Origin of the sequence: Caulobacter segnis (genome assembly GCF_023935105.1) — a bacterium.
Classification (GTDB): domain Bacteria; phylum Pseudomonadota; class Alphaproteobacteria; order Caulobacterales; family Caulobacteraceae; genus Caulobacter; species Caulobacter segnis_B.
In genome coordinates this window covers 1,692,655-1,712,563 of sequence record NZ_CP096040.1, presented here as the reverse complement: position 1 = coordinate 1,712,563, position 19,909 = coordinate 1,692,655, and the positions used below count along the sequence as shown (strand labels likewise).

The window sequence follows — 19,909 nt, the reverse complement described above, 5'->3', positions numbered from 1 at the left end:
CCGCGCGCCGACGTCTACGACCTAGAGGCGCTCGGCATGCCAGCTCACATGCTCGCCGATGAAGGTCGAGATGAAGAAGTAGCTGTGGTCGTAGCCCTCCTGGCGCCGCACCGTGACCTTGCGGCCGGCCTTGGCGGCGGCGGCTTCGATCAGCTCGGGCTTTAGCTGGCTTTCCAGGAAGCTGTCGGCCAGGCCCTGGTCGATCAGGATCTCGTCGAAGCTCTCCCCTGCGCCATCCTCGATCAGGGCGCAGGCGTCGTGGGCCCGCCAGGCCGCGCGTTCGGCGCCCAGATAGGCGGTCATCGCCTTGTCGCCCCACGGGCAGTTCAGCGGCGAGACGATCGGCGAGATGGCGCTGACCGAGTTGAAGAGCCCGGGGTTGCGCAAGGCGATGGTCAGCGCGCCGTGGCCGCCCATCGAGTGGCCGAAGATCCCCCGCCGCGCCGGGTCCAGCGGGAAGGCGCCGTCGACGGCTTCCAGCAGATCTTTGGTCACGTAGGAATACATCCTGAAGTGCGGCGCCCACGGGGCCTGGGTGGCGTCGACATAGAAGCCGGCGCCCTGCCCCAGGTCGTAGGCCGGGTCGTCAGCCACGCCTTCACCGCGCGGGCTGGTGTCCGGCGCGACGATCGCCATCCCGTGCTTGGCGGCGTATTCGTAGGCCCCCGACTTCACCGTGAAATTGTCCTCGGTGCAGGTCAGGCCCGACAACCAGACGAGATAGGGGAACGGCCCCTCGCCCCCTTGGCTATCTCTGGCTGGTGTCCACACCGTGAACTTCATCGGCGTGCCGGTGCTAGTCGAGGCATGCCGGCAGTAGCGCAGCGTGCCGCCGTGAAGACGGTGAGTGGCGAGGGTCTCGACGGTCATTCGCTCTTTCCGTTTTCCAGCGTCACTGGAATCAGCCCCGTCCAGGCGGCGGACGCGGGCTCGAAGCGCAGGGCCTTGATCCAGCTCTCGACCGCGCGGCGCAGGGCCTCGTCGCCGTTCAGCCGCACGACCTTCACCGCCCCGACGCGACCGTCGGCGCTGATCTCCAGCGACCAGATCCCGCAGCCGGCCAGCGGCGGCAGGCTGGCGAAGTCGGGCTCCTTGACGCTCATCATCGTCTTGCCGACCAGCTCTTCCTCCGCAGGGGTGGGCAGGCAGGACGGGGCGGCCAGAGCCGAGGATGCGGCCATGGCGAGGGCGGCGGCCAGAACCACCGCGCGCATCAGAACGTCACCACCGTGCGGATGCTCTCGCCGGCGTGCATCAGGTCGAAGGCCTTGTTGATGTCCTCCAGCGGCAGGACGTGGGTGATCATCGGGTCGATCTGGATCTTGCCGTCCATGTACCAGTCGACGATCTTGGGCGTGTCGGTGCGGCCGCGCGCGCCGCCGAAGGCCGTGCCGCGCCAGACGCGGCCGGTGACCAGCTGGAACGGACGCGTGGCGATCTCTTTCCCCGCCTCGGCCACGCCGATGATGATGCTTTCGCCCCAGCCGCGGTGGCAGGCCTCCAGCGCCGTGCGCATGACGCCGGTGTTGCCGGTGGCGTCGAAGGTGTAGTCGGCGCCGCCATCGGTCAGGGCCACCAGGTGGGCGACCAGATCGCCCTGCACGTCGTTCGGATTGACGAAGTGGGTCATGCCGAACTTGCGGCCCCATTCCTCGCGGGCCGGGTTGAGGTCGACGCCGACGATCATGTTCGCCCCGACCAGCTTCAGGCCCTGGATGACGTTCAGTCCGATGCCGCCCAGGCCGAAGACGATGGCGTTGGCGCCCGGCTCGACCTTGGCGGTGTTGGTCACGGCGCCCACGCCCGTGGTTACGCCGCAGCCGCAGTAACAGGCGGTCTTGAACGGCGCGTCCTTGCGGATCTTGGCGACGGCGATCTCGGGCAGGACCGTGTAGTTCGAGAAGGTCGAACAGCCCATGTAGTGGTGGATGGTCTGGCCCTTGTACGAGAAGCGGCTCGTCCCATCGGGCATGAGCCCCTTGCCCTGGGTGGCGCGGATGGCCGTGCAGAGGTTGGTCTTGCCCGAGAGGCAGCTTTTGCACTGGCGGCATTCGGGCGTGTAGAGCGGGATCACGTGGTCGCCGACGGCCACCGAGGTCACGCCCGCGCCGACCTCGACCACCACGCCCGCGCCCTCGTGCCCCAGGATCGATGGGAACAGGCCTTCGCTGTCCAGGCCGTCCAGGGTGTAGGCGTCGGTATGGCAGACGCCGGTGGCCTTGATCTCGACCAGCACCTCGCCGGCCTTGGGCCCTTCCAGGTCGACCTCGACGATCTCCAGCGGCTTCTTGGCTTCGAAAGCGACGGCGGCGCGGGTCTTCATCGTCAGGTCTCCAGAAATTTGCGCGATCTTGGTACGCCGCGCCGGCCGCGTCGATAATCCCTGCATGCGCAAAACATTGTTGCTCAGATTGAACAATCGGCGCATCGCTGGCGCATGAGCCGCTGGGACGGGATCGACGAATTCGTGGCCACGGCCGAGGCCGAGAGCTTCTCCCAGGCCGCGCGGCGGCTGGGCCTGTCGACCTCCGGCGTCAGCCGGGCGGTGGCGGCGCTGGAGGAGCGACTGCAGACCCGCCTGCTCTATCGCACCACCCGCCGGGTCAGCCTGACCGACGCCGGACGCGCCTTCCTGACCCGCTGCCGCCAGCTGATCCTGGACCGCGACGAGGCCCTGGCCGTGGTCGGCGAGGAGGACGGCGAGCTGAAGGGCCAACTGCGGATGACCTGCTCGACGGCGTATGGCGAGCGGTTCGTCGTCCCCGCCGTCAACGCCTTCGCCCTGGCCCATCCCAAGCTGTCGATCGAGATCGACCTGCACGACGCGGTCCGCGACATCGTCAGCGAGGGTTTCGACCTGGCCATCCGCTTCGGCCGGCTGACCGATAGCCGCCTGATCGCCAAGCGCCTGGCCTCGCGCACCCGACGCCTCACCGCCGCCCCGGCCTATCTGGCGCGGACCGGCGCGCCCCGGACGATCGCCGACCTCGTCAACCACGCCTGCGTTCTCGGCGCGGCCGAGACCTGGCCGTTCCGCGAGACGGGCCCCGACGGCGAGCGCGAGATCGCGTTCAAGCCGCAAGGCCGCTGGCGCTGCAACAGCGGCCAGGCCGTGCTGGACGCCGCCTTGCAGGGCCTGGGCGTCTGCCAGTTGCCGAACTTCTACGTCGACACGGCCATCGCCGAAGGCCGCCTGGTCCCGCTGCTGGAAACCCACCGCCCGGCCGACGAGGGCGTCTGGGCCGTCTATCCGCACCTGCGCCTGCTGCCCGCCAAGGTGCGGCTGCTGGTCGAGCATCTGGAACACCGTCTGGCAGTCGCCGGCTAGCTTGCCTAGGGTGCGCGCGCAGGTAACGCCCAAGACCAAAGGATCCCCCATGCCGTCTTTCGATCGTCGCGTCCTGCTGTCGGGCGGCCTCGCGGCCGGCGTCGGCGCCGTTTCGACAGCCACGGCCGCTGAAGCCTCCGGAGCGCCGACCTTGATCCACCACGTCTTTTTCTGGCTGAAGAACGCCGGCTCGAGAGCCGATCGCGATCAGCTGATCGCCGGCCTGAAGCCCCTGCGGGGGATCGAGGTCATCCAGCAGCTGCATATCGGCGTCCCGGCCTCGACCGAGAAACGCGACGTCGTCGACAACAGCTACGACGTCTCGGAACTGATGGTCTTCAAGAGCGTCGAGGACCAGAAGCTCTACCAGGACCATCCGCTGCACCTGAAGTTCGTCAAGGACTGCGGCCACCTTTGGGCGAAGGTGGTGGTCTACGACTCCATCTCGGCCTGAGGTTTGGGCTAAGCCTTGACGATCGCCGGCAGGCGGAAGCGGCCGTCCAGGAATTCGGCGCGCGGCAGATAGGCGCGCAGATACATCGCGAACGGGCCCGCCTTGGGCGCGGGCAGCCAGTTGGGCGTTCGCTCGCCGCCCGGGTCGGTCCGGCCGATCCACAGGTCCAGGGTCGCGTCGGCATTGCGCTTCAGCCCCGCCGTGCGGTCGCCGATCGCGTAGCGCTTCAGCGGATTGTCGGTGAAAAAGAACTGGCCGTCGGCGGTGGCCTCGTACATCGACAGCGACCAAAAACCGTCCAGCGGCAGTTGGGCGGGCAGGGTCAGGCGATAGAGGCCATCGCCGGTGAACACGCCCGCGCCATTGTCGCCAGCGGCCTTCATGTACATGGCCTCGGCCACCGGCAGCGCGCCCAAGCCCTGCTGGGCGACGATGGCGCGATAGAGGTAGTCCTGGCCATAGTCGCCGAGATTGGCGCGCGGGTACGACCAGCCGCCAGTGAAGACCATCCTGTCCTTGGCGAACACGGCGATCGTGCGGGCCTGCTCGACGCCTGCGGCGGCCGCGGCCTCATCGAAGGAGCCATCGCCCAGGAAAGCGCCCGTGCGACGCAGGATCCGCTGATCGGTCGGCGGGGCCGGATCGCTGGCCAGCAAGGCGCGGGCGGCCGCGAAATAGTCGGCCGGCTTGGCGTCGCGGTTGGCGTAGGTCGCGGTCGGCGCGCCGGCCGGACCGGTCAGCTTGAAGCCGTCCTGGGACTTGTGCGTGGCGTCCAGATCGTCGCCACCGTCCGTCAGGGTTCGGATCAGCAGCCAGGCGTGCGGCGTGGCGATGCGCGTGGGATTGGGGCCCGTCGAGGCCTGGCCGGGCCCGACCAGGGTGAAGGTTCCGCCCTCGCCACCGACGGTGCGCGTGCTCAGCACGACGTTGTTGTTGGTGAACATGTCCATCACCGCCGCCGAGTAGTAGCGCTTGCCCATCGGCGGGATGGTCAGGGTCACCGGGCCCTTGGTCAGGTCCAGGAAGGCCGGTGAATAGAGGGTGTCGTTGTTCGGCGTCGTGACCCAGCGGGCCGTGTGGTCCGACAGGGTGCGGGTGTGCCTCAGCGTGTTGATCGCTGCGCCGGGGATCTTGAGGATCCGCTCTCGGGCCGTGGCCATCTCGATCAGCGGCAGGGTGTAGAGATAGGCGTCCCGCGCGGCGGTCGCGTCGCCCCCTTGGCCGGCGGCGCGCGCCAGGGTCGGCGCCAAGCCCAGCATGCCAGCCACGGCCAGCAGTTCCCGACGGTTCATGCCGCCCTCCCCGAACATCTGTTTGAGGGCAGTGAACGCGTGATCGGACGAGCGCGCAAGAGGCGCGGATCGGGGAAGGGCCGAGCCCTTCCCCGCCCCCACACGGTCAGGCGGCGTCGGCGAAGCGCGCGGCCTGAACCACGCTCTGCAGGGTGATGATGGTGGCGTCGACGCGCTCGTGGGCGTCCGAGCCGATGACCTTGCGGGCCACCGCCGTCGACAGGCCTCGGCGCAGGTGGCCCAGGGCGCGCGGCGGCGCCACCAGGATCACCTGGTCGAAGCCGTGGCGGGCGTTCAGGTCATCCAGGCGCTTGGCCAGATCGCGCAGGAACGCCTTCTCGGCTCGGTCCCGCGCGTCGCCCGGATGGGTGATGTGGCTGGGGCCGTCGTGCTCGTGATGCTCCTTCAGGCCTGACAGCCATTCGGGACGATCGTGCAGCGAGCCGCCGATGCGCGGCTGCTCCAGCAAGCGGGCGCGGCGCCCGTCGGCGACGACGATCAGGGTTCTTGCATCGGGGGTCATCCGCAACTCCTTGGCTTGACCACGCCAGGAACCGTGCGCCCGCCCCGTCCAGCGGCGGATGATCGAGGTCAATTCCGCCGGTCGCCGCGCCTCCTTAGCGGGGCGTCCTTAAGGAGCCTCGCCCTCGCCGCCCTTCGCCTTCTCGGCCAGCTTGGCCAGGACGCGGCCGCGCCCCTTGCTGAGCGCGGTGATCACGCCCCGGAAGGTGCGGACCTCCTGGTCGGTCAGGCGCGCGCGCGCCAACGGAACGCGCAGATTGCGGACCATCGACGGCTTCTTCTCCGGCGGATGGTAGAAGCCAGCCTTGTCCAGCTCGTCCTCGAGGTGCTCGTACAACCCCAGCAGCGTCGCCTGATCGGCGGGCTCCTCGACATTGTGCTCGAACTTCTTCCAGGGCCGATCGTCCTGGGTCATCTTCCATTCGTAGGCGTTGATCGACACCGCCTGGGCCAGGTTCAGCGAGCGAAAGCGCTCGTCGATCGGGATCGAGACGATGGCCTGGCACAGGGCGATGTCGTGGGTTTCGAGCCCCGCGCGCTCTCCGCCGAACAGCAGGCCGACCTTGCGGCCTTGGGCGACTTCGTCCGCCAGATGGCCGGCGCTTTCGCGCGGGGTGTAGACCGGCAGGCGCGTCTCGCGCGGGCGAGCCGTGGTGGCGTAGACCAGTTTCAGGTCGGCGATCGCCGCCTCCAGGCTGTCGAACACCTTGGCGTCGTCCAGCGGCCAGTTGGCGCCCGAGGCGCTAGCCCAGGCCCGCTCCTGCGGCCAGCCGTCACGCGGCCGCACCAGGCGCAAGTCATACAGCCCGAAATTGGCCATCACCCGGGCCACCGAGCCGATGTTCTCGGCCAGCTGAGGCTCGTTCAGGATCACGCAAGGCGGGACAGGCTTGAAGTCTTCGGTCATCCGCACCCTTTGCCGCTGACTGGACGCCGGATGCAAGCTTTAGCAGCCGAACCGCCGCCGCCGCGTTTAGCCCGCATGTCGCGCCGCGCCCTCCTGACCGCCCTCCTCGCCCTGCCCCTGCTGCACGCCTGCCATGAAAAGCCGATGCTGGGCCAGGAGGAGCCCGCGATGCAGCCCAAGCGGCTGCAGAAGCGGATCGAGGCTATCGCCATCCGCGCCCAGCCGGCCGTGCTGGGCGTGGCGGTCGAGGATCTGGGCACCCGGCAGCTTTGGGCGTTCAACGGCGACCGGCCGTTCTCGCTGGGCGGCGCCGCGCGCATCCCGATCCTGGCCGCCGTGATGGCCGAGATCGAGGCGGGAAGCCTGCCCGAAAGCGAGGTCCTGACCGTCCGCGACGTCGACCTGTCGCCGCCGCCCAGCGCGGTCGCGGACGCCTGGCCCACACGCCGGACCTGGAGCGTCGCCGAGCTGGAACGCCTGGCCCGCAACGGCGACAACACCGCCCTGGACCTGCTGATCAAGCGCGTCGGCGGCCCGGGCGGCGTGGACGGCTGGCTTCTGGTCAAGCGGATCGACCACGTCAGCGTCGACCGCTATCGCCGCCAGATCGCCACCGATGCGCGAGGCCTGGCCTCGTTCCGGGCCGACTGGAAGGGCGAGGCGGCCTGGCGCCGCGCCGTTAACGCCGTGCCAGCCGAGCAGCGCGCCCAGGCTGGCCGCGAGCGAGGGCGCGACCCGCGCGACACCGCCACGCCCGTCGGCATGATCCGGTTGCTGGAAGCCTTCATCAATCGCGAGCTGGTCCAGAAGCCGGACCCCGCCAGGCTGCTCGGCCGCGATCCGGGCTATCTGGCCAACGCCCTGCCGAAGGACGCCAAGATCATCCAGTCGGCCGGCGCCGCGCCGCCGGATCTGGGCGTCTCGCCGACCAGCCATGCCCTCGCCTTCGTGGAACTCAAGGACGGCCGCCGTATCGCCTTCGTCGTCTTCCTGACTGCCTCGACGGCCGATGGGGCCACGCGCGAGCGGATCGTCACCGATGTCGGCAAGGCGGTGCTGGAGGAGTTCTAGCGCGCGCGGTGAAGCCTCCGGCTTTTCCCCCGCGACGCAACAGTCTATAGCCTCCCGGTCCGCGCCGCTTCCTGGCCCTGTGCGCCAGATCGCCATAGGCGCGCCACCGCCAGAGGAACATCCCCGCAATGGCCAAGATCAAAGTCGCCAACCCCGTCGTCGACATGGACGGGGACGAAATGACCCGGATCATCTGGAAGCTCATCAAGGATAAGCTGATCTTCCCGTATCTGGACCTGGAACTGGACTACTACGACCTGTCGGTCGAGAACCGCGACGCCACCGACGACCAGGTGACCATCGACGCGGCCAACGCCACGAAGAAGCACGGCGTCGCCGTCAAGTGCGCGACCATCACGCCGGACGAAGCCCGCGTCGAGGAATTCAAGCTCAAGAAGATGTGGAAGTCGCCGAACGGCACGATCCGCAACATCCTGGGCGGCGTGATCTTCCGCGAGCCGATCATCTGCCAGAACGTGCCGCGCCTGGTGCCGGGCTGGACCCAGCCGATCATCGTCGGCCGCCACGCGTTCGGCGACCAATACCGCGCCACCGACTTTAAGTTCCCCGGCAAGGGCACCCTGTCGATCAAGTTCGTCGGCGAAGACGGCCAGACGATCGAGCACGAAGTGTTCAAGGCCCCGGACGCGGGCGTCGCCATGGCGATGTACAACCTCGACGACTCGATCCGCGACTTCGCCCGCGCCTCGTTCGCCTACGGCCTGAACCGCGGCTATCCGGTCTATCTCTCCACGAAGAACACGATCCTCAAGGCCTATGACGGCCGCTTCAAGGACATCTTCCAGGAGATCTTCGACACCGAATACGCCGACCAGTTCAAGGCCAAGGGCATCCACTACGAGCACCGCCTGATCGACGACATGGTCGCCTCGGCGCTGAAGTGGTCGGGCGGCTACGTCTGGGCTTGCAAGAACTACGACGGCGACGTGCAGTCGGACATCGTCGCCCAGGGCTTCGGCTCGCTGGGCCTGATGACCTCGGTTCTGATGACGCCGGACGGCAAGACGGTGGAAGCCGAAGCCGCCCACGGCACCGTCACCCGCCACTATCGCCAGCATCAGAAGGGCGAGAGCACCTCGACCAACTCGATCGCCTCGATCTTCGCCTGGACCCGTGGCCTGGCTCACCGCGCCAAGCTGGACAACAACCAGGAACTGGCCGACTTCGCCGCCACCCTGGAAAAGGTCTGCATCGACACCGTCGAGAGCGGCTACATGACCAAGGATCTGGCCCTGCTGGTCGGCGACAAGCAAGGCTGGCTGACGACCGAAGGCTTCCTCGACAAGATCGACGAGAACCTGAAGAAGGCCATGGCCGCCTAAGGCGACCTCAAGGTCAAAGACAAGAACGCCCCGGGACCTCTCCCGGGGCGTTTTTCGTTTCTGGACCCGCTCAGCGCTGGACGATCGCGCCGGCGAAGTCGATCACGCACATCGAGCCCCACTGGCGATGCGCCCCGCAGGCCACGCCCGCGGCGCTGTAGCCGCTGGAGAAGATGTTGCGGCGATGCCCGCGCCCGGCCACGCGGCTGTCGATGACCAGCTGGCGCACGATCGCGCGAGCATCGTCGGAGCCGTAGGAGATGTTCTCGGCGCACAGGCCGGCGAAGATCCCGGCGGTGCGCAGGCGTCCGCCCAGGCTGCCCGCCGCCCCATGGCCGACGTCGCCGCGCGCGCCTTGGGCCTGGGCGTGGACCCGGGCCGCGGCGTCCAGGCGCGGATCCCCTCTCAGCGGGGCGAGCGGCGGCTGACGCTCCAGGAAGTCGATCGCCTCTTCCACCGCGCCCGCCTCCTCCTGCTCGAACGCCCAATCGGGCGCGTGGCGCAGCTCGCGGGCGTATTCGGCCGGGCGGGCGCGGACATAGTTGACCTCGTCCAGCACCGCCTCTTCCAGGTCTGCGGCCCGAGCGATGGTGGGATTGACGACTGCGGGGATCAGGAAGATGGCCGCGAGCATGGCGGCCGAGCGCGCGCGGGCGAGCGCCCGGCTGTCGCGAGGAGGACGGCGCAACACGTGTCGTGACTCTCGATACTGACGTTCCCCGCGACGCTGATAGCAGGACTCGGCGCGCCTGACGACGCGCGCGTTGTCGCGTCGCGCGACAATCCTTGAGCGATAATTGACATATGCAACTATGAAGAGTTCAATTAGGTGCAAGTCGTCCCGGTCCGCCGGGGCGCCTCGGCCGTGATCCGGTCGAGCCCTCCTCCCCGGCTGGATCCCCCTCCCGCGCCGCTTCCCCTTCGGAAGCGGCGTTCTTTTTTGTCTCCCAGCAGCCCCCGCCTGGCTCGACCAGGGCCGCCCTTGCGGCAAACGCCGATAGCTGGTCTATCCCCGTTTACCTTTTCGGAGGCCGCATGACCCTGCAGAAGCGGATCTGGGACCTGATCGTTCTGGCGATCTTCGTCTTCGCCACCACCTTCGCCATGGCGCCCTGGTTCGCCTTTCGCGCCCTGAAGGCCGCCGCCCAGTACGAGGACGTCCAGGCGATCGGCGAGCTGGTCGACTTCCCCGCCGTCCGCCGCGGCCTCACGGGCCAGCTGGTCGTCGACGCCCCAGCCAACAAGCCCGAGCCGCCGTCGATCTGGCGCGATCCGCTCGGCGTCTTCAAGAAGGCCATCGAGCCCATCGCCCCGCCCGAGCCCAAGGTCGATCGCTACCTGACCGTGGCCGGCGTCTCGGCCCTGACACGCGGCTATGCGCCGGGCGCCGCCCCGCCCGCCGCGTCGGGCGACGGTTCGCTGGGCAGTCAGATCACCAACGCGGTCAAGGGCCCCTATCCCGGCATCGTCTATTGGGATCCCAACCGCGTGCGCATCGCGGTCAGGCGCCCAGGCCGCGACGGCAAGATCACCGTCTTCACGTTCGAGCGCCGGGCGCTGTTCACCTGGAAGCTGGTGCATATCCGCCTGCCGAGCGACGAGCGGCGGGGCTGACGTCCAGGGGCCTTTGATTTCGTGCTTATCCTCGTTCTCGATATCGTCGCGCGGGTCTGGCCGTTCTTCCTGCTGGTCGCCGCGGGCCTGGCCCTAAGCCGCCTGCGCCTGCTGGACGCGCGGATGACCCAGGGCTTGTCGGCCTATGTCTACTGGGTCGGCTTTCCCGCCCTGCTGGTCCATTCGCTGTCGCGCCTGGGACGCCCTGGGCACGACCTGGTCCTGGGCCTGGCGGCTTATGCCGGGGCCGGTCTCGTCGTCACCACCGCCGTGGTGCTGGCCGGTCGGCCGCCCGGCTGGAGCAAGGCCGAGCGCGCTGGCGCGGCCATGGCGGCCAGCGTCGGCAACAGCGCCTTCCTGGCCCTGCCGATCGCCGGGGCGGTCCTGGGCGCGGAGACCGCCCGCCTGGTCGCCGGCGTCGTGGCCATCGACTTCGTCGTGATGGCGGCCATGGGCGTCGGCCTGCTGGGCTGGGCGGCGGGCCGTTCGGTCTGGCGCTCGACGCTCCAGGCCTTCCGCAACCCGGTGGTGGCCGCCGCCCTGGCCGGGGTCGCCCTGGCCCTGCTGGACATCGCCCTGCCCGAGCCCCTGGACCGCGCCGTCGGCATGGCCGCCGCCTCGGGCAGCCCCGTGGGCCTGGTCGCCCTGGGCGCGGCTCTGGGCCTGAGAGAGACCGAGGACGAGGCGGCGCCGTCCTGGGGTCCCGTCGCCCTGGCCGCCGTGGCCAAGCTGGTCGCCTTTCCGCTGCTGGCCTGGCTGGCGATCGGCCTGACGCCCGCCCCGCCTGCGTTCCGCGCCGGCGCGACGCTATTGGCCGCCGCCCCGACGGCGGTGAACGTCTTCATCCAGACCCGCGCCTACGGCGTCTTCGCCCGGGGCGCGGCGCGCACCGTGGCCCTGACCACGGCGCTGTCGCTGGCGACCCTGGCTGTGGTCGCTCTCCTGCTGAAGGCGGGACATCCTCTAAATTGAGTTGAGCACCTCTCGCGTGTTTGACACCGGTACCCTCGCCCGATATTGCGTTTGCGAGTCATTATCGTTCGCATAGAGGCGCAACATGTCCCCATCCTTCCGCGCCCTCATGCTCGCTGGCGTGACGCTGGCCAGTGTCAGCGTCTGCGGCCTCACCTCGGCGAAAGAGGCGGGCGCGGCCGAGACCGGCGCGGACGGCAACCAGGTGGAAGGCGTCGTGATCACCGGGGCCCGCACGCGCACCTCGGCGGTGACCGGCCTGGACATGAGCCTGCGCGAGACCCCTCAGTCGGTGTCGATCGTCAACCAGGACCGGATCAAGGACTTCGCCCTGACCGACGTGAACCAACTGTTGGCGCAGGTCACCGGCATCAATGTCGAGAAGGTCGAGACCGACCGCACCTATTACAACGCGCGCGGCTTCGACATCACCAACTTCCAGGTCGATGGCGTGGGCCTGCCGCTGATCTGGGGCATCCAATTCGGTTCGCTGGACACCGTGCTGTTCGAGCGCGTCGAGGCCGTGCGCGGCGCCAACAGCATGATGACCGGCACCGGCAATCCGTCGGCGACGATCAACTACGTCCGCAAGCGCCCGACCCACGACTTCCAGGCCTCGGCCGCCCTGCAATACGGCTCGTGGAACGACTATCGCCTCGAGGCCGACGTCTCGGGGCCGCTGAACGCCTCGGGCACGCTGGCCGGACGGCTGATCTACGCCAACGAGGACACCGACAGCTATCTGGACCACTACAAGGTCAACCGGAACGTCTACGGCGCCCTGCTGGCCTGGGACGCCACGCCGAAGCTGACCGCCACGGTCGGCTGGTCGATGCAGGACAACCGCGCCCGCGGCAACAACTGGGGCGCCCTGCCCCTGGTCTACAGCGACGGCACGCGGATCGACTATCCGCGCTCGGCCTCGACCTCGGCCGACTGGACGCACTGGAACGTCCGCGACCAGAGCGCCTTCGGCGAACTGGCCTGGCGGTTCGACAACGGCTGGCAGTTGAAGACCATCGGCACCTACAAGCGCTTCGAGGAGAACGCCAAGCTGCTGTACGCCTACGGTGCGCCCGACAAGGCCACGGGCCTGGGCGTCGCGGGGATGGCCGGCGTCTATCCGTCGATCTACGAGAGCTACATCCTCGACGCCTACGCGTCGGGTCCGTTCGAGCTGTTCGGCCGCGAGCATCAGCTGGTGATCGGCGGCCAGACCTCGCGCGCCCACGGCCACGAGTACGAGGCCTTCTCGAACGACGCGATCGTCTATGGCCCCGTCACGGATTGGGATCACCTGCAACCCGCAGAGCCGACCTTTCCCGACGCCTACCTGGCCTCCGACCAGCAGGACCGCCTGACCCGCTTCTACGCCGCCACCCACCTGAACGTCAGCGACAGGCTGAAGGTCGTGGCCGGCTTCAACGCCCTGAAGCTGAAGTCCAAGGGCTTCTCGTACGGGGTCGATACGCCGCGCGACGAGGACAAGGTCAGCCCCTATGCCGGCGTGGTCTACGACCTGACCCAGAACGTGTCACTGTACGCGAACTACACCGACATCTTCAATCCGCAGTCCGAAGTGGACGTGAACCACAAGACCTTGGCCGCCGCTCACGGCAAGAGCTACGAGGCCGGCTTCAAGAGCGAGTGGTTCGACAAGCGCCTCTATCTGACCGGCGCGGTCTTCACGTCGCGCCAGGATGGCCTGGCCGAGTACGCCGGATCGTTCGAGGACACGCTGAAGAGCTACTATGTGGGCGTCGACACCAAGGCCAAGGGCTATGAGCTGGAGGCGGTCGGTGCGATCAACGACCAGTGGCGTGTCAGCCTGGGCTGGACCGACCTGAAGATCGAGGACGCCGAGGGCAAAAAGACCCGCCTCTACACCCCGCGCAAGACGCTGAAGGCCTCGACCACCTACACCATCCCGTCGGCGCGCAACCTGACCCTGGGCGCCCAGCTGCGCTGGCAGGGCGACATCGAGGGCGCCGGCGCCGTCACGGTCACCCAGAAGGCCTACGGCGTCCTGGACCTGATGGCGGGGATCGACGTGACCGACAAGGTGCGCGCCACCGTCAACGTCAAGAACGCCACCGACAAGACCTACCTGACCAGCCTGATGTGGGACCAGTCGTACTACGCCGCCCCGCGCAGCGTGTCGCTGCGTCTCGACTACGCCTTCTAGGGTCGACCAAGAGATGGACGCCCGCACGCCCCCCGCCATCGCCCGGAAGACCGAGAACCGAACATTCCGCCTGCCGCCGATGCGCCCGATCATCGGCTTCTGGCACCGCTGGGTCGGCCTGGTCATGGCCGGCTTCCTGTTCATCTCGGGCGTCACCGGCGCGGTCATCTCGTGGGACCACGAGCTGGACGACATCCTCAATCCGCACCTGATGCACGCCCGCGCCGAAGGCCCCTCCAAGGCGCCGTTGGAACTGGCCAAGGTTATCGAGGCCCGCGACCCGCGCGTCCAGGTCACCTTCGTCCCCCTGGCTCCCGAACCGGGCGAAGCCTACGCCTTCGGCGTCAGCCCCAGGCAGGACCCCGCCACGGGCAAGCTGTTCACGCCCGGCTACAACCAGATCTTCCTCGACCCGGCGACGGGCGAGGAACTGGGGCGGCGCGAATGGGGCGCGGCCTGGCCGATCACGACCGAGACCTTCGTCTCCTTCCTCTATGTGCTGCACTACAGCCTGCACATCCCGGCCCTGTGGGGCGTCGACCGCTGGGGCGTCTGGCTGATGGGGGTGATCGCCGTGCTGTGGACGATCGACTGCTTCGCCGGCGCCTACCTGACCCTGCCCTCGCGCGCCTCGGCCCAAAAGGGGAAGAATGGCAAGAGCGGCAACAGCTTCTGGAGCCGCTGGAAGCCGGCCTGGCAGATCAAGACCAAGGCCAGCGCCTACCGGATCAATTTCGACATCCACCGGGCCTTCAGCCTGTGGCTGTGGGGCGTCCTGTTCACCGTCGCCTTCACGGCCTTCTCGCTGAACCTCTATACCGAGGTGTTCTATCCGGTGCTGTCCAAGGTCTCGAAGACCACGCCCGGTCCGTTCGAGCTGCGCGCGCCCGCGCCGCTGGACCAGCCGATCGTCGCCAGGAAGACCTATGCCGAGGTCATCGCCACGGCCGAGACGGAAGCCAGGAGGCGTGGCTGGACCGATCCGGTCGGCGGCGCCTTCTACGCGCCGGGCTACGGCGTCTATGGCGTCACCTTCCACCAGCCCGGCGGCGACCACGGCGCGGCCGGCGTCGGTACGCCCTATCTCTATTACGACAGCACGACCGGCCTGCCGGCGGGTGAGCGCCTGCCCTGGGTGGGCACGGCCGCCGACATCTTCGTCCAGGCGCAGTTCCCGCTGCACTCGGGCCGCATCCTGGGCCTGCCGGGGCGGATCCTGATCTCGTTCACCGGCCTGGTCGTCGCCGCGCTCAGCGTCACCGGCGTGGTGATCTGGTGGAAGAAGCGCAAGGCGCGGGTGGCGCGTCGGGCGAAGGACTAGCTCAGCCGGGTCCCTGCCCGCTCAGCAGGCTCGACGTCGGCGCGCCGCCGGGCTTGCCTTGGTCGCCGGCTTTCCAGCCCGAGGGGCAGTCACCGATCCGCTGGTAGCGGCGGGCCTGGACCACCTTGCCGCCGGCGGCCTGCAGCGGCTGCAGGGCGAAACGGACCGTGAAGTCGTCCGCGCTCCGGCGTTGCGTCGTGACGTACAGCCCGTAGCGTAAGCCCCCCGCCGCGCAGCGCTCGATGTGTTCGTCGGCGTCGTCCTTGGCGACCTTGCCGTAGGTCTGACACGGCTGGCCGTTCACCCGAGGCTCGACGCGGGTGAACGAACTGATCAGCTCGGGATTGGCGCAGACCTGGACCACGCCGGTCTGGCCGCCGGAATCCTCCACGACCTCGACCCGCCACAGCGCGGGCGGCGTGAAATGCCTCGGCGCATCCGCTTGTCCGGACTTCTGGTCGCAACCGGCCAGCGCCAGCAGCAGACCGGCGAACATCAGGCCCTTCCGCAACATGCGCCCCTCCGCAAGAACTACATTCGTAATTCAATTGAGCTGGAAGCCGCGACGCCGTCAAGCGGACACGAAAAAGGGGACGCCTTTCGACGCCCCCTCGTCTCTTCGTCAGCGGCTAGCCGATCAGCCCGCGAGGGCCGCCTTGACGGCCGCGAGGCCTTCCTGGGCCTTGCTGTCATCCGGAGCGCCGCCCTGGGCGAAGTCGGCCTTGCCGCCGGCGCCCTGGCCGCCCATGGCGATCACGGCGGCCTTGGCCAGGTCGGCGGCGCTGAACTTGCCGGTCAGGTCGGCGGTCACGGCCACGGTGACGGCGGCCTTGCCGTCAGAGGTGCCAACCAGGGCGACGACGCCCGAGGTCAGCTGCTTCTTGAACTCCTCGGCGACGCCGCGCAGCTCCTTGCCGCCGACGCCGTCCAGGACGCGGGCGATCAGGGCCGTTCCGTTGACATCCTCGGGACCGGCCGCCGCGCCGCCGCCGCCACCCAGGGCCAGCTGCTTCTTGGCGTCGGCCAGTTCCTTCTCGAGGCGCTTGCGGTCGGCGATCAGGGCGTCGACGCGGGCGCCCACTTCGGCGACCGGAGTCTTGAACTGATCGGCCAGCGACTTGGCCACGCCCGCCTGGTCCAGCAGGAAGCGGCGAGCCGCCTCGCCGGTCAGGGCCTCGATGCGGCGCACGCCGGCGGCGACGCCCTGCTCCGAGACGATCTTGAACAGGGCGATGTCGCCGGTGCGGGCCACGTGGGTGCCGCCGCACAGCTCGACCGAATAGGCCTTGGCCTCGTCGCTCAGCGACTTGCCCAGGGTCAGCACGCGGACGCTGTCACCGTACTTCTCGCCGAACAGGGCGACGGCGCCAGCCTCGATAGCCTCCTGCGGGGCCATCTCCTTGGTCTCGGCCGGGACGTTCTGACGGATGACCGCGTTGACCTCGGCCTCGATCTTATCGAGTTCCTCGGCCGTCAGCGGGCCGCCATGGCTGAAGTCGAAGCGCATGCGCTCGCCGTCGACCATCTGGCCCTTCTGGGCGACATGCGGGCCCAGCACGTGGTGCAGGGCGGCGTGCACCAGGTGCGCGGCCGAGTGGTTGGAGCGGGTGGTATGGCGGCGCTCGGCGTCGACCGAGGCCACGACCTGGTCGCCGACCTTCAGCTCGCCCGACAGCTCGACGCGATGGACATAGAGTTCGCCGGCCTGCTTCTGGGTGTCGACGACGCGGTTCTCGCGGCCGTTGGCTTCGAGCACGCCGGTGTCGCCGGCCTGACCGCCGCTCTCGGCGTAGAAGCTGGTGCGATCCAGCAGCACCTCGACGGTCGTCCCGCCCGTGGCGCTCTCGACCTCGGCGCCGTCGACGACGATCGCCTTGACCACGCCGGTGGTCTCGGTGGTCTCGTAGCCGACGAAGTCGGTGGCGCCGGCCTTTTCCTTGATCGCGAACCAAGCGGCCGCGCCGGCCTGCTGGCCTGAGCCGGCCCAGTTGGCGCGCGCCATCTGGCGCTGCTTTTCCATGGCCGCGTCGAAGGCGTCGGTGTCGACGGTCAGACCCTTGGCGCGGACGGCGTCCTGAGTCAGGTCCAGCGGGAAGCCGTAGGTGTCGTAGAGCTTGAAGGCGGTCTCGCCGTCCAGCACGCCGCCGCTCGTCAGGTTGGCGGTGGCCTCGTCCAGCAGGCCCATGCCGCGGCCCAGGGTGACGCGGAAGCGCTCTTCCTCCTGACGCAGGGTCTCGACAATCGAAGCCTCGGCGCGGCGCAGCTCCGGATAGGCCTGGCCCATCTCGGCGACCAGGGTCGGGGCCAGGCGGTGTATCAGGGGCTCGTTGGCGCCCAGCAGGTAGGCGTGGCGCATGGCGCGGCGCATGATGCGGCGCAGGACGTAGCCGCGACCTTCGTTCGACGGCGTGACGCCGTCGGCCAGCAGGAACGAGCTCGAGCGCAGGTGGTCGGCGATGACGCGGTGCGACGGGGCCTGGTCGCCCTCGGCCTTCACCCCGGTCAGCTCGACCGACGCGGCGATCAGCGCCTTGAACAGGTCGACGTCGTAGTTGTTGTGCACGCCCTGCAGCACGGCCGCGACCCGCTCCAGGCCCATGCCGGTGTCGATCGAGGGCTTGGGTAGCGAGACGCGCTCGCCGCCGGCCAGCTGCTCGAACTGCATGAAGACGAGGTTCCAGATCTCGATGAAGCGGTCGCCGTCCTCATCGGGGCTGCCGGGAGGGCCGCCGGGAATGCCTTCGCCGTGGTCGTAGAAGATTTCCGAGCACGGGCCGCACGGGCCGGTGTCGCCCATGGACCAGAAATTGTCGCTGGTCGGGATGCGGATGATGCGTTCGTCGGAGAGGCCGGCGATCTTCTTCCAGAGGTCGGCCGCCTCGTCGTCGGTGTGGTACACCGTGACAAGCAGCTTTTCCTTGGGCAGCTTGAACTCGCTGGTCAGCAGGGTCCAGGCGTGGTGGATCGCCTGTTCCTTGAAGTAGTCGCCGAACGAGAAGTTACCCAGCATCTCGAAGAAGGTGTGGTGGCGGGCGGTGTAGCCGACATTGTCCAGGTCGTTGTGCTTGCCGCCGGCGCGGACGCACTTTTGCGAGCTGGCCGCGCGCGGATGGGCCGGGGTCTCGGCGCCGGTGAACACGTTCTTGAACGGCACCATGCCGGCATTGACGAACAGCAGGGTCGGATCGTTCTGCGGCACCAGCGGCGCGGACGGCACGACGGCGTGATCGGCCTTGCCGAAGTAGTCGAGGAAGGTGCTGCGGATCTCGTTCAAGCTGGGCATGAGCGTCTCAAGTCTAGGCGCCGGCGAGCGGCCGGAGTCGGGCGCTCATAGCGCGGTTTTTCGCGAAGGGGAAACCGACTCGAAGATGGGGACCCGGGATGGGGCTGAAAAGAGCGAGGTCGGAGGCTGGAGATGCTCCCACGCGATGCGAGGGGCTTGTCGCCCCCCAGGACCGACCGAAGGTCGGCTCGAGGATAAACTCCGCGCTGAGGGGCAAGCCGGACGGATACTTGCTAGCTCCCTCCGGCCCTCCGGATCACCTCTCCCGTTTCACAGGGGAGGATCCAAAGAAATAGGCCGCCTGGCATGGGGTCCAGGCGGCCTGAAATCGCGGCCCCCGCGGCGGTCCGGCCGCGGGCGTGTTGAAGGCGGGGAACGCCCGGAGCTGGGCGAGGGCCGCGAAACCTTGCGAGGAGGCTATTCCTCCTCGCCATCCTCGGGACCGCCGACCAGGAGCTCTTCCTCGATCTTCTGCGACGACTTGCGGACGGCCTTTTCGATGTCGGCGGCCACGTCGGGGTTGGTCTTCAGGAACTCGCGGACATTGTCGCGGCCCTGGCCGATACGCTGGCTGCCGTACGAGAACCACGAGCCAGCCTTGTCGATGATCCCGGCCTTGACGCCCAGGTCGATGACTTCGCCCAGCTTGGAAATACCCTCGCCGTACATGATGTCGAACTCGACCTCGCGGAACGGCGGGGCCACCTTGTTCTTGACCACCTTGACCCGGACGTTGTTGCCGATGATCTCGTCGCGGACCTTGACCGACCCGGTACGGCGGATGTCCAGGCGCACCGACGCGTAGAATTTCAGCGCGTTGCCGCCCGTGGTCGTTTCCGGGCTGCCGTACATCACCCCGATCTTGTGACGGATCTGGTTGATGAAGATGACAATGGTGTTGGCCTTGTTGATCGAACCGGTCAGCTTGCGCAGCGCCTGGCTCATCAGGCGAGCTTGAAGGCCCGGCAGGCTATCGCCCATCTCGCCTTCGATTTCGGCCTTCGGAGTCAGGGCCGCGACCGAGTCGATCACGACGATGTCGACAGCGCCCGAACGCACCAGGGTGTCGGTGATCTCCAGGGCCTGTTCGCCGTTGTCGGGCTGCGAGACCAGCAGGTTGTCGAGATTCACGCCCAGCTTGTGGGCGTAACCCGGATCCAGCGCGTGCTCGGCGTCGACGAAGGCGGCGGTGCCACCGGCCTTCTGAACCTCAGCCACCACGTGGAGGGCCAGGGTGGTCTTGCCCGAGCTTTCCGGACCGTAGACCTCGATGATCCGGCCCTTGGGCAGGCCGCCGATGCCCAGGGCGATATCCAGACCGAGCGAACCGGTGGAGACCGACTCGATCTCGACCTTGCCCTTCTCGCCCAGCTTCATCACCGAGCCCTTGCCGAACGCGCGGTCGATCTGGGCGAGAGCCGCCTCTAGCGCGCGTTGCTTGTCGCCTTCTTCCTTGCCCACGAGTTTCAAAGCCGCCTGACTGGTCATTGTTGGTCCGCCCTCTATCCCATGATTCCGATCGTCCGATCGGCGCTTCCCGCGCCGCGTCCCAACGACCTGTGGAACATGTTTAATGCGTACATGCTTTGTTCCATGTTCGCAAGATGTTCTCAACCT

At 68.3% G+C, this 19,909-nt stretch carries 18 protein-coding genes; 8 read left to right on the top strand and 10 right to left on the bottom strand.

The features are described from left to right. Positions 1-21 precede the first annotated feature (21 nt). From fghA to MZV50_RS08320, 3 genes are read right to left on the bottom strand one after another with little or no spacing between them, the layout of a single operon-like run. Positions 22-870 carry an S-formylglutathione hydrolase gene (gene fghA / locus MZV50_RS08330; protein WP_252633944.1) on the bottom strand — a complete coding sequence of 283 codons (849 nt, stop codon included), beginning with the start codon at positions 868-870 and terminating at the stop codon, positions 22-24. Then, complete coding sequence (locus tag MZV50_RS08325) at positions 867-1,214, bottom strand: energy transducer TonB (RefSeq protein WP_252633943.1); 348 nt, start codon at positions 1,212-1,214, stop codon at positions 867-869. The genes fghA and MZV50_RS08325 overlap by 4 nt, the downstream gene beginning before the upstream one ends. Next, positions 1,214-2,323, bottom strand: a complete 1,110-nt coding sequence (locus MZV50_RS08320; protein WP_252633942.1) for an S-(hydroxymethyl)glutathione dehydrogenase/class III alcohol dehydrogenase — start codon at positions 2,321-2,323, stop codon at positions 1,214-1,216. Before MZV50_RS08320 ends, MZV50_RS08325 begins: the two co-directional genes overlap by 1 nt. 114 nt (positions 2,324-2,437) lie before the next feature. Between MZV50_RS08320 and MZV50_RS08315 the strand changes: the two genes are divergently transcribed. Together MZV50_RS08315 and MZV50_RS08310 are read left to right on the top strand one after the other, a co-directional pair. After that, positions 2,438-3,328 (top strand): LysR family transcriptional regulator, encoded by an 891-nt coding sequence (locus tag MZV50_RS08315; RefSeq protein WP_252633941.1) that lies wholly within the window; start codon positions 2,438-2,440, stop codon positions 3,326-3,328. 49 nt (positions 3,329-3,377) lie between these two features. Next, positions 3,378-3,782 (top strand): Dabb family protein, encoded by a 405-nt coding sequence (locus MZV50_RS08310; protein WP_252633940.1) that lies wholly within the window; start codon positions 3,378-3,380, stop codon positions 3,780-3,782. Between the two features lie 8 nt (positions 3,783-3,790). On the opposite strand, the gene MZV50_RS08305 is transcribed toward MZV50_RS08310, so the two are convergent. From MZV50_RS08305 to MZV50_RS08295, 3 genes are all read right to left on the bottom strand, one after another. Then, positions 3,791-5,074 (bottom strand): DUF1254 domain-containing protein, encoded by a 1,284-nt coding sequence (locus tag MZV50_RS08305; RefSeq protein WP_252633939.1) that lies wholly within the window; start codon positions 5,072-5,074, stop codon positions 3,791-3,793. Positions 5,075-5,180: 106 nt separating this feature from the next. Beyond that, complete coding sequence (locus MZV50_RS08300; protein ID WP_252633938.1) at positions 5,181-5,597, bottom strand: host attachment protein; 417 nt, start codon at positions 5,595-5,597, stop codon at positions 5,181-5,183. 108 nt (positions 5,598-5,705) lie between these two features. Continuing rightward, positions 5,706-6,503, bottom strand: a complete 798-nt coding sequence (locus MZV50_RS08295) for an RNA methyltransferase (protein ID WP_252633937.1) — start codon at positions 6,501-6,503, stop codon at positions 5,706-5,708. Between the two features lie 75 nt (positions 6,504-6,578). Between MZV50_RS08295 and MZV50_RS08290 the strand changes: the two genes are divergently transcribed. Together MZV50_RS08290 and MZV50_RS08285 are read left to right on the top strand one after the other, a co-directional pair. Then, complete coding sequence (locus MZV50_RS08290) at positions 6,579-7,574, top strand: serine hydrolase (protein ID WP_252633936.1); 996 nt, start codon at positions 6,579-6,581, stop codon at positions 7,572-7,574. A 128-nt stretch (positions 7,575-7,702) separates the two neighbouring features. Next, positions 7,703-8,917: an NADP-dependent isocitrate dehydrogenase gene (locus tag MZV50_RS08285; RefSeq protein WP_252633935.1), complete on the top strand. Its 1,215-nt coding sequence runs from the start codon at positions 7,703-7,705 to the stop codon at positions 8,915-8,917. Positions 8,918-8,987: 70 nt separating this feature from the next. On the opposite strand, the gene MZV50_RS08280 is transcribed toward MZV50_RS08285, so the two are convergent. Further along, the gene (locus MZV50_RS08280; RefSeq protein ID WP_252633934.1) at positions 8,988-9,605 is read right to left on the bottom strand and encodes a CAP domain-containing protein; all 618 of its coding nucleotides are present in this window, start codon (positions 9,603-9,605) and stop codon (positions 8,988-8,990) included. Positions 9,606-9,952: 347 nt separating this feature from the next. Here MZV50_RS08280 and MZV50_RS08275 point away from each other — a divergent pair, with 347 nt between their 5' ends. The 4 genes from MZV50_RS08275 (at position 9,953) to MZV50_RS08260 (ending at position 15,009) form a co-directional block, all read left to right on the top strand. Next, complete coding sequence (locus MZV50_RS08275) at positions 9,953-10,531, top strand: DUF2939 domain-containing protein (protein WP_252633933.1); 579 nt, start codon at positions 9,953-9,955, stop codon at positions 10,529-10,531. 27 nt (positions 10,532-10,558) lie between these two features. After that, the gene (locus MZV50_RS08270) at positions 10,559-11,503 is read left to right on the top strand and encodes an AEC family transporter (protein ID WP_252635208.1); all 945 of its coding nucleotides are present in this window, start codon (positions 10,559-10,561) and stop codon (positions 11,501-11,503) included. An 85-nt stretch (positions 11,504-11,588) separates the two neighbouring features. Continuing rightward, complete coding sequence (locus tag MZV50_RS08265) at positions 11,589-13,688, top strand: TonB-dependent siderophore receptor (protein WP_252633932.1); 2,100 nt, start codon at positions 11,589-11,591, stop codon at positions 13,686-13,688. A 13-nt stretch (positions 13,689-13,701) separates the two neighbouring features. Beyond that, positions 13,702-15,009: a PepSY-associated TM helix domain-containing protein gene (locus MZV50_RS08260; RefSeq protein ID WP_252633931.1), complete on the top strand. Its 1,308-nt coding sequence runs from the start codon at positions 13,702-13,704 to the stop codon at positions 15,007-15,009. A 1-nt stretch (position 15,010) separates the two neighbouring features. Here the strand turns inward: MZV50_RS08260 and MZV50_RS08255 are convergent, their stop codons facing one another. The 3 genes from MZV50_RS08255 to recA form a co-directional block, all read right to left on the bottom strand. After that, entirely contained in the window at positions 15,011-15,523 is a 513-nt protein-coding gene (locus MZV50_RS08255) for a hypothetical protein (protein WP_252633930.1), read from the bottom strand. Positions 15,524-15,646: 123 nt separating this feature from the next. Continuing rightward, a complete protein-coding gene (gene alaS, locus MZV50_RS08250; protein ID WP_252633929.1) occupies positions 15,647-18,292 on the bottom strand; it encodes an alanine--tRNA ligase in 2,646 nt (881 codons plus the stop codon). A gap of 417 nt (positions 18,293-18,709) precedes the next feature. After that, positions 18,710-19,780 carry a recombinase RecA gene (gene recA / locus MZV50_RS08245; protein ID WP_252633928.1) on the bottom strand — a complete coding sequence of 357 codons (1,071 nt, stop codon included), beginning with the start codon at positions 19,778-19,780 and terminating at the stop codon, positions 18,710-18,712. Positions 19,781-19,909: the final 129 nt, after the last annotated feature.

What these genes read in the sequence shown, in the direction of transcription:
- MZV50_RS08260 (WP_252633931.1), top strand. Translation starts at nt 13,702, where the DNA reads ATGGACGCCCGCACGCCCCCCGCCATCGCCCGGAAGACCGAGAACCGA.
- MZV50_RS08295 (WP_252633937.1), bottom strand. Translation starts at nt 6,503, where the DNA reads ATGACCGAAGACTTCAAGCCTGTCCCGCCTTGCGTGATCCTGAACGAG.
- alaS (WP_252633929.1), bottom strand. Translation starts at nt 18,292, where the DNA reads ATGCCCAGCTTGAACGAGATCCGCAGCACCTTCCTCGACTACTTCGGC.
- MZV50_RS08325 (WP_252633943.1), bottom strand. Translation starts at nt 1,214, where the DNA reads ATGCGCGCGGTGGTTCTGGCCGCCGCCCTCGCCATGGCCGCATCCTCG.
- MZV50_RS08300 (WP_252633938.1), bottom strand. Translation starts at nt 5,597, where the DNA reads ATGACCCCCGATGCAAGAACCCTGATCGTCGTCGCCGACGGGCGCCGC.
- MZV50_RS08320 (WP_252633942.1), bottom strand. Translation starts at nt 2,323, where the DNA reads ATGAAGACCCGCGCCGCCGTCGCTTTCGAAGCCAAGAAGCCGCTGGAG.
- MZV50_RS08310 (WP_252633940.1), top strand. Translation starts at nt 3,378, where the DNA reads ATGCCGTCTTTCGATCGTCGCGTCCTGCTGTCGGGCGGCCTCGCGGCC.
- MZV50_RS08285 (WP_252633935.1), top strand. Translation starts at nt 7,703, where the DNA reads ATGGCCAAGATCAAAGTCGCCAACCCCGTCGTCGACATGGACGGGGAC.
- recA (WP_252633928.1), bottom strand. Translation starts at nt 19,780, where the DNA reads ATGACCAGTCAGGCGGCTTTGAAACTCGTGGGCAAGGAAGAAGGCGAC.
- MZV50_RS08265 (WP_252633932.1), top strand. Translation starts at nt 11,589, where the DNA reads ATGTCCCCATCCTTCCGCGCCCTCATGCTCGCTGGCGTGACGCTGGCC.
- MZV50_RS08305 (WP_252633939.1), bottom strand. Translation starts at nt 5,074, where the DNA reads ATGAACCGTCGGGAACTGCTGGCCGTGGCTGGCATGCTGGGCTTGGCG.
- MZV50_RS08290 (WP_252633936.1), top strand. Translation starts at nt 6,579, where the DNA reads ATGTCGCGCCGCGCCCTCCTGACCGCCCTCCTCGCCCTGCCCCTGCTG.
- fghA (WP_252633944.1), bottom strand. Translation starts at nt 870, where the DNA reads ATGACCGTCGAGACCCTCGCCACTCACCGTCTTCACGGCGGCACGCTG.
- MZV50_RS08255 (WP_252633930.1), bottom strand. Translation starts at nt 15,523, where the DNA reads ATGTTGCGGAAGGGCCTGATGTTCGCCGGTCTGCTGCTGGCGCTGGCC.
- MZV50_RS08275 (WP_252633933.1), top strand. Translation starts at nt 9,953, where the DNA reads ATGACCCTGCAGAAGCGGATCTGGGACCTGATCGTTCTGGCGATCTTC.
- MZV50_RS08315 (WP_252633941.1), top strand. Translation starts at nt 2,438, where the DNA reads ATGAGCCGCTGGGACGGGATCGACGAATTCGTGGCCACGGCCGAGGCC.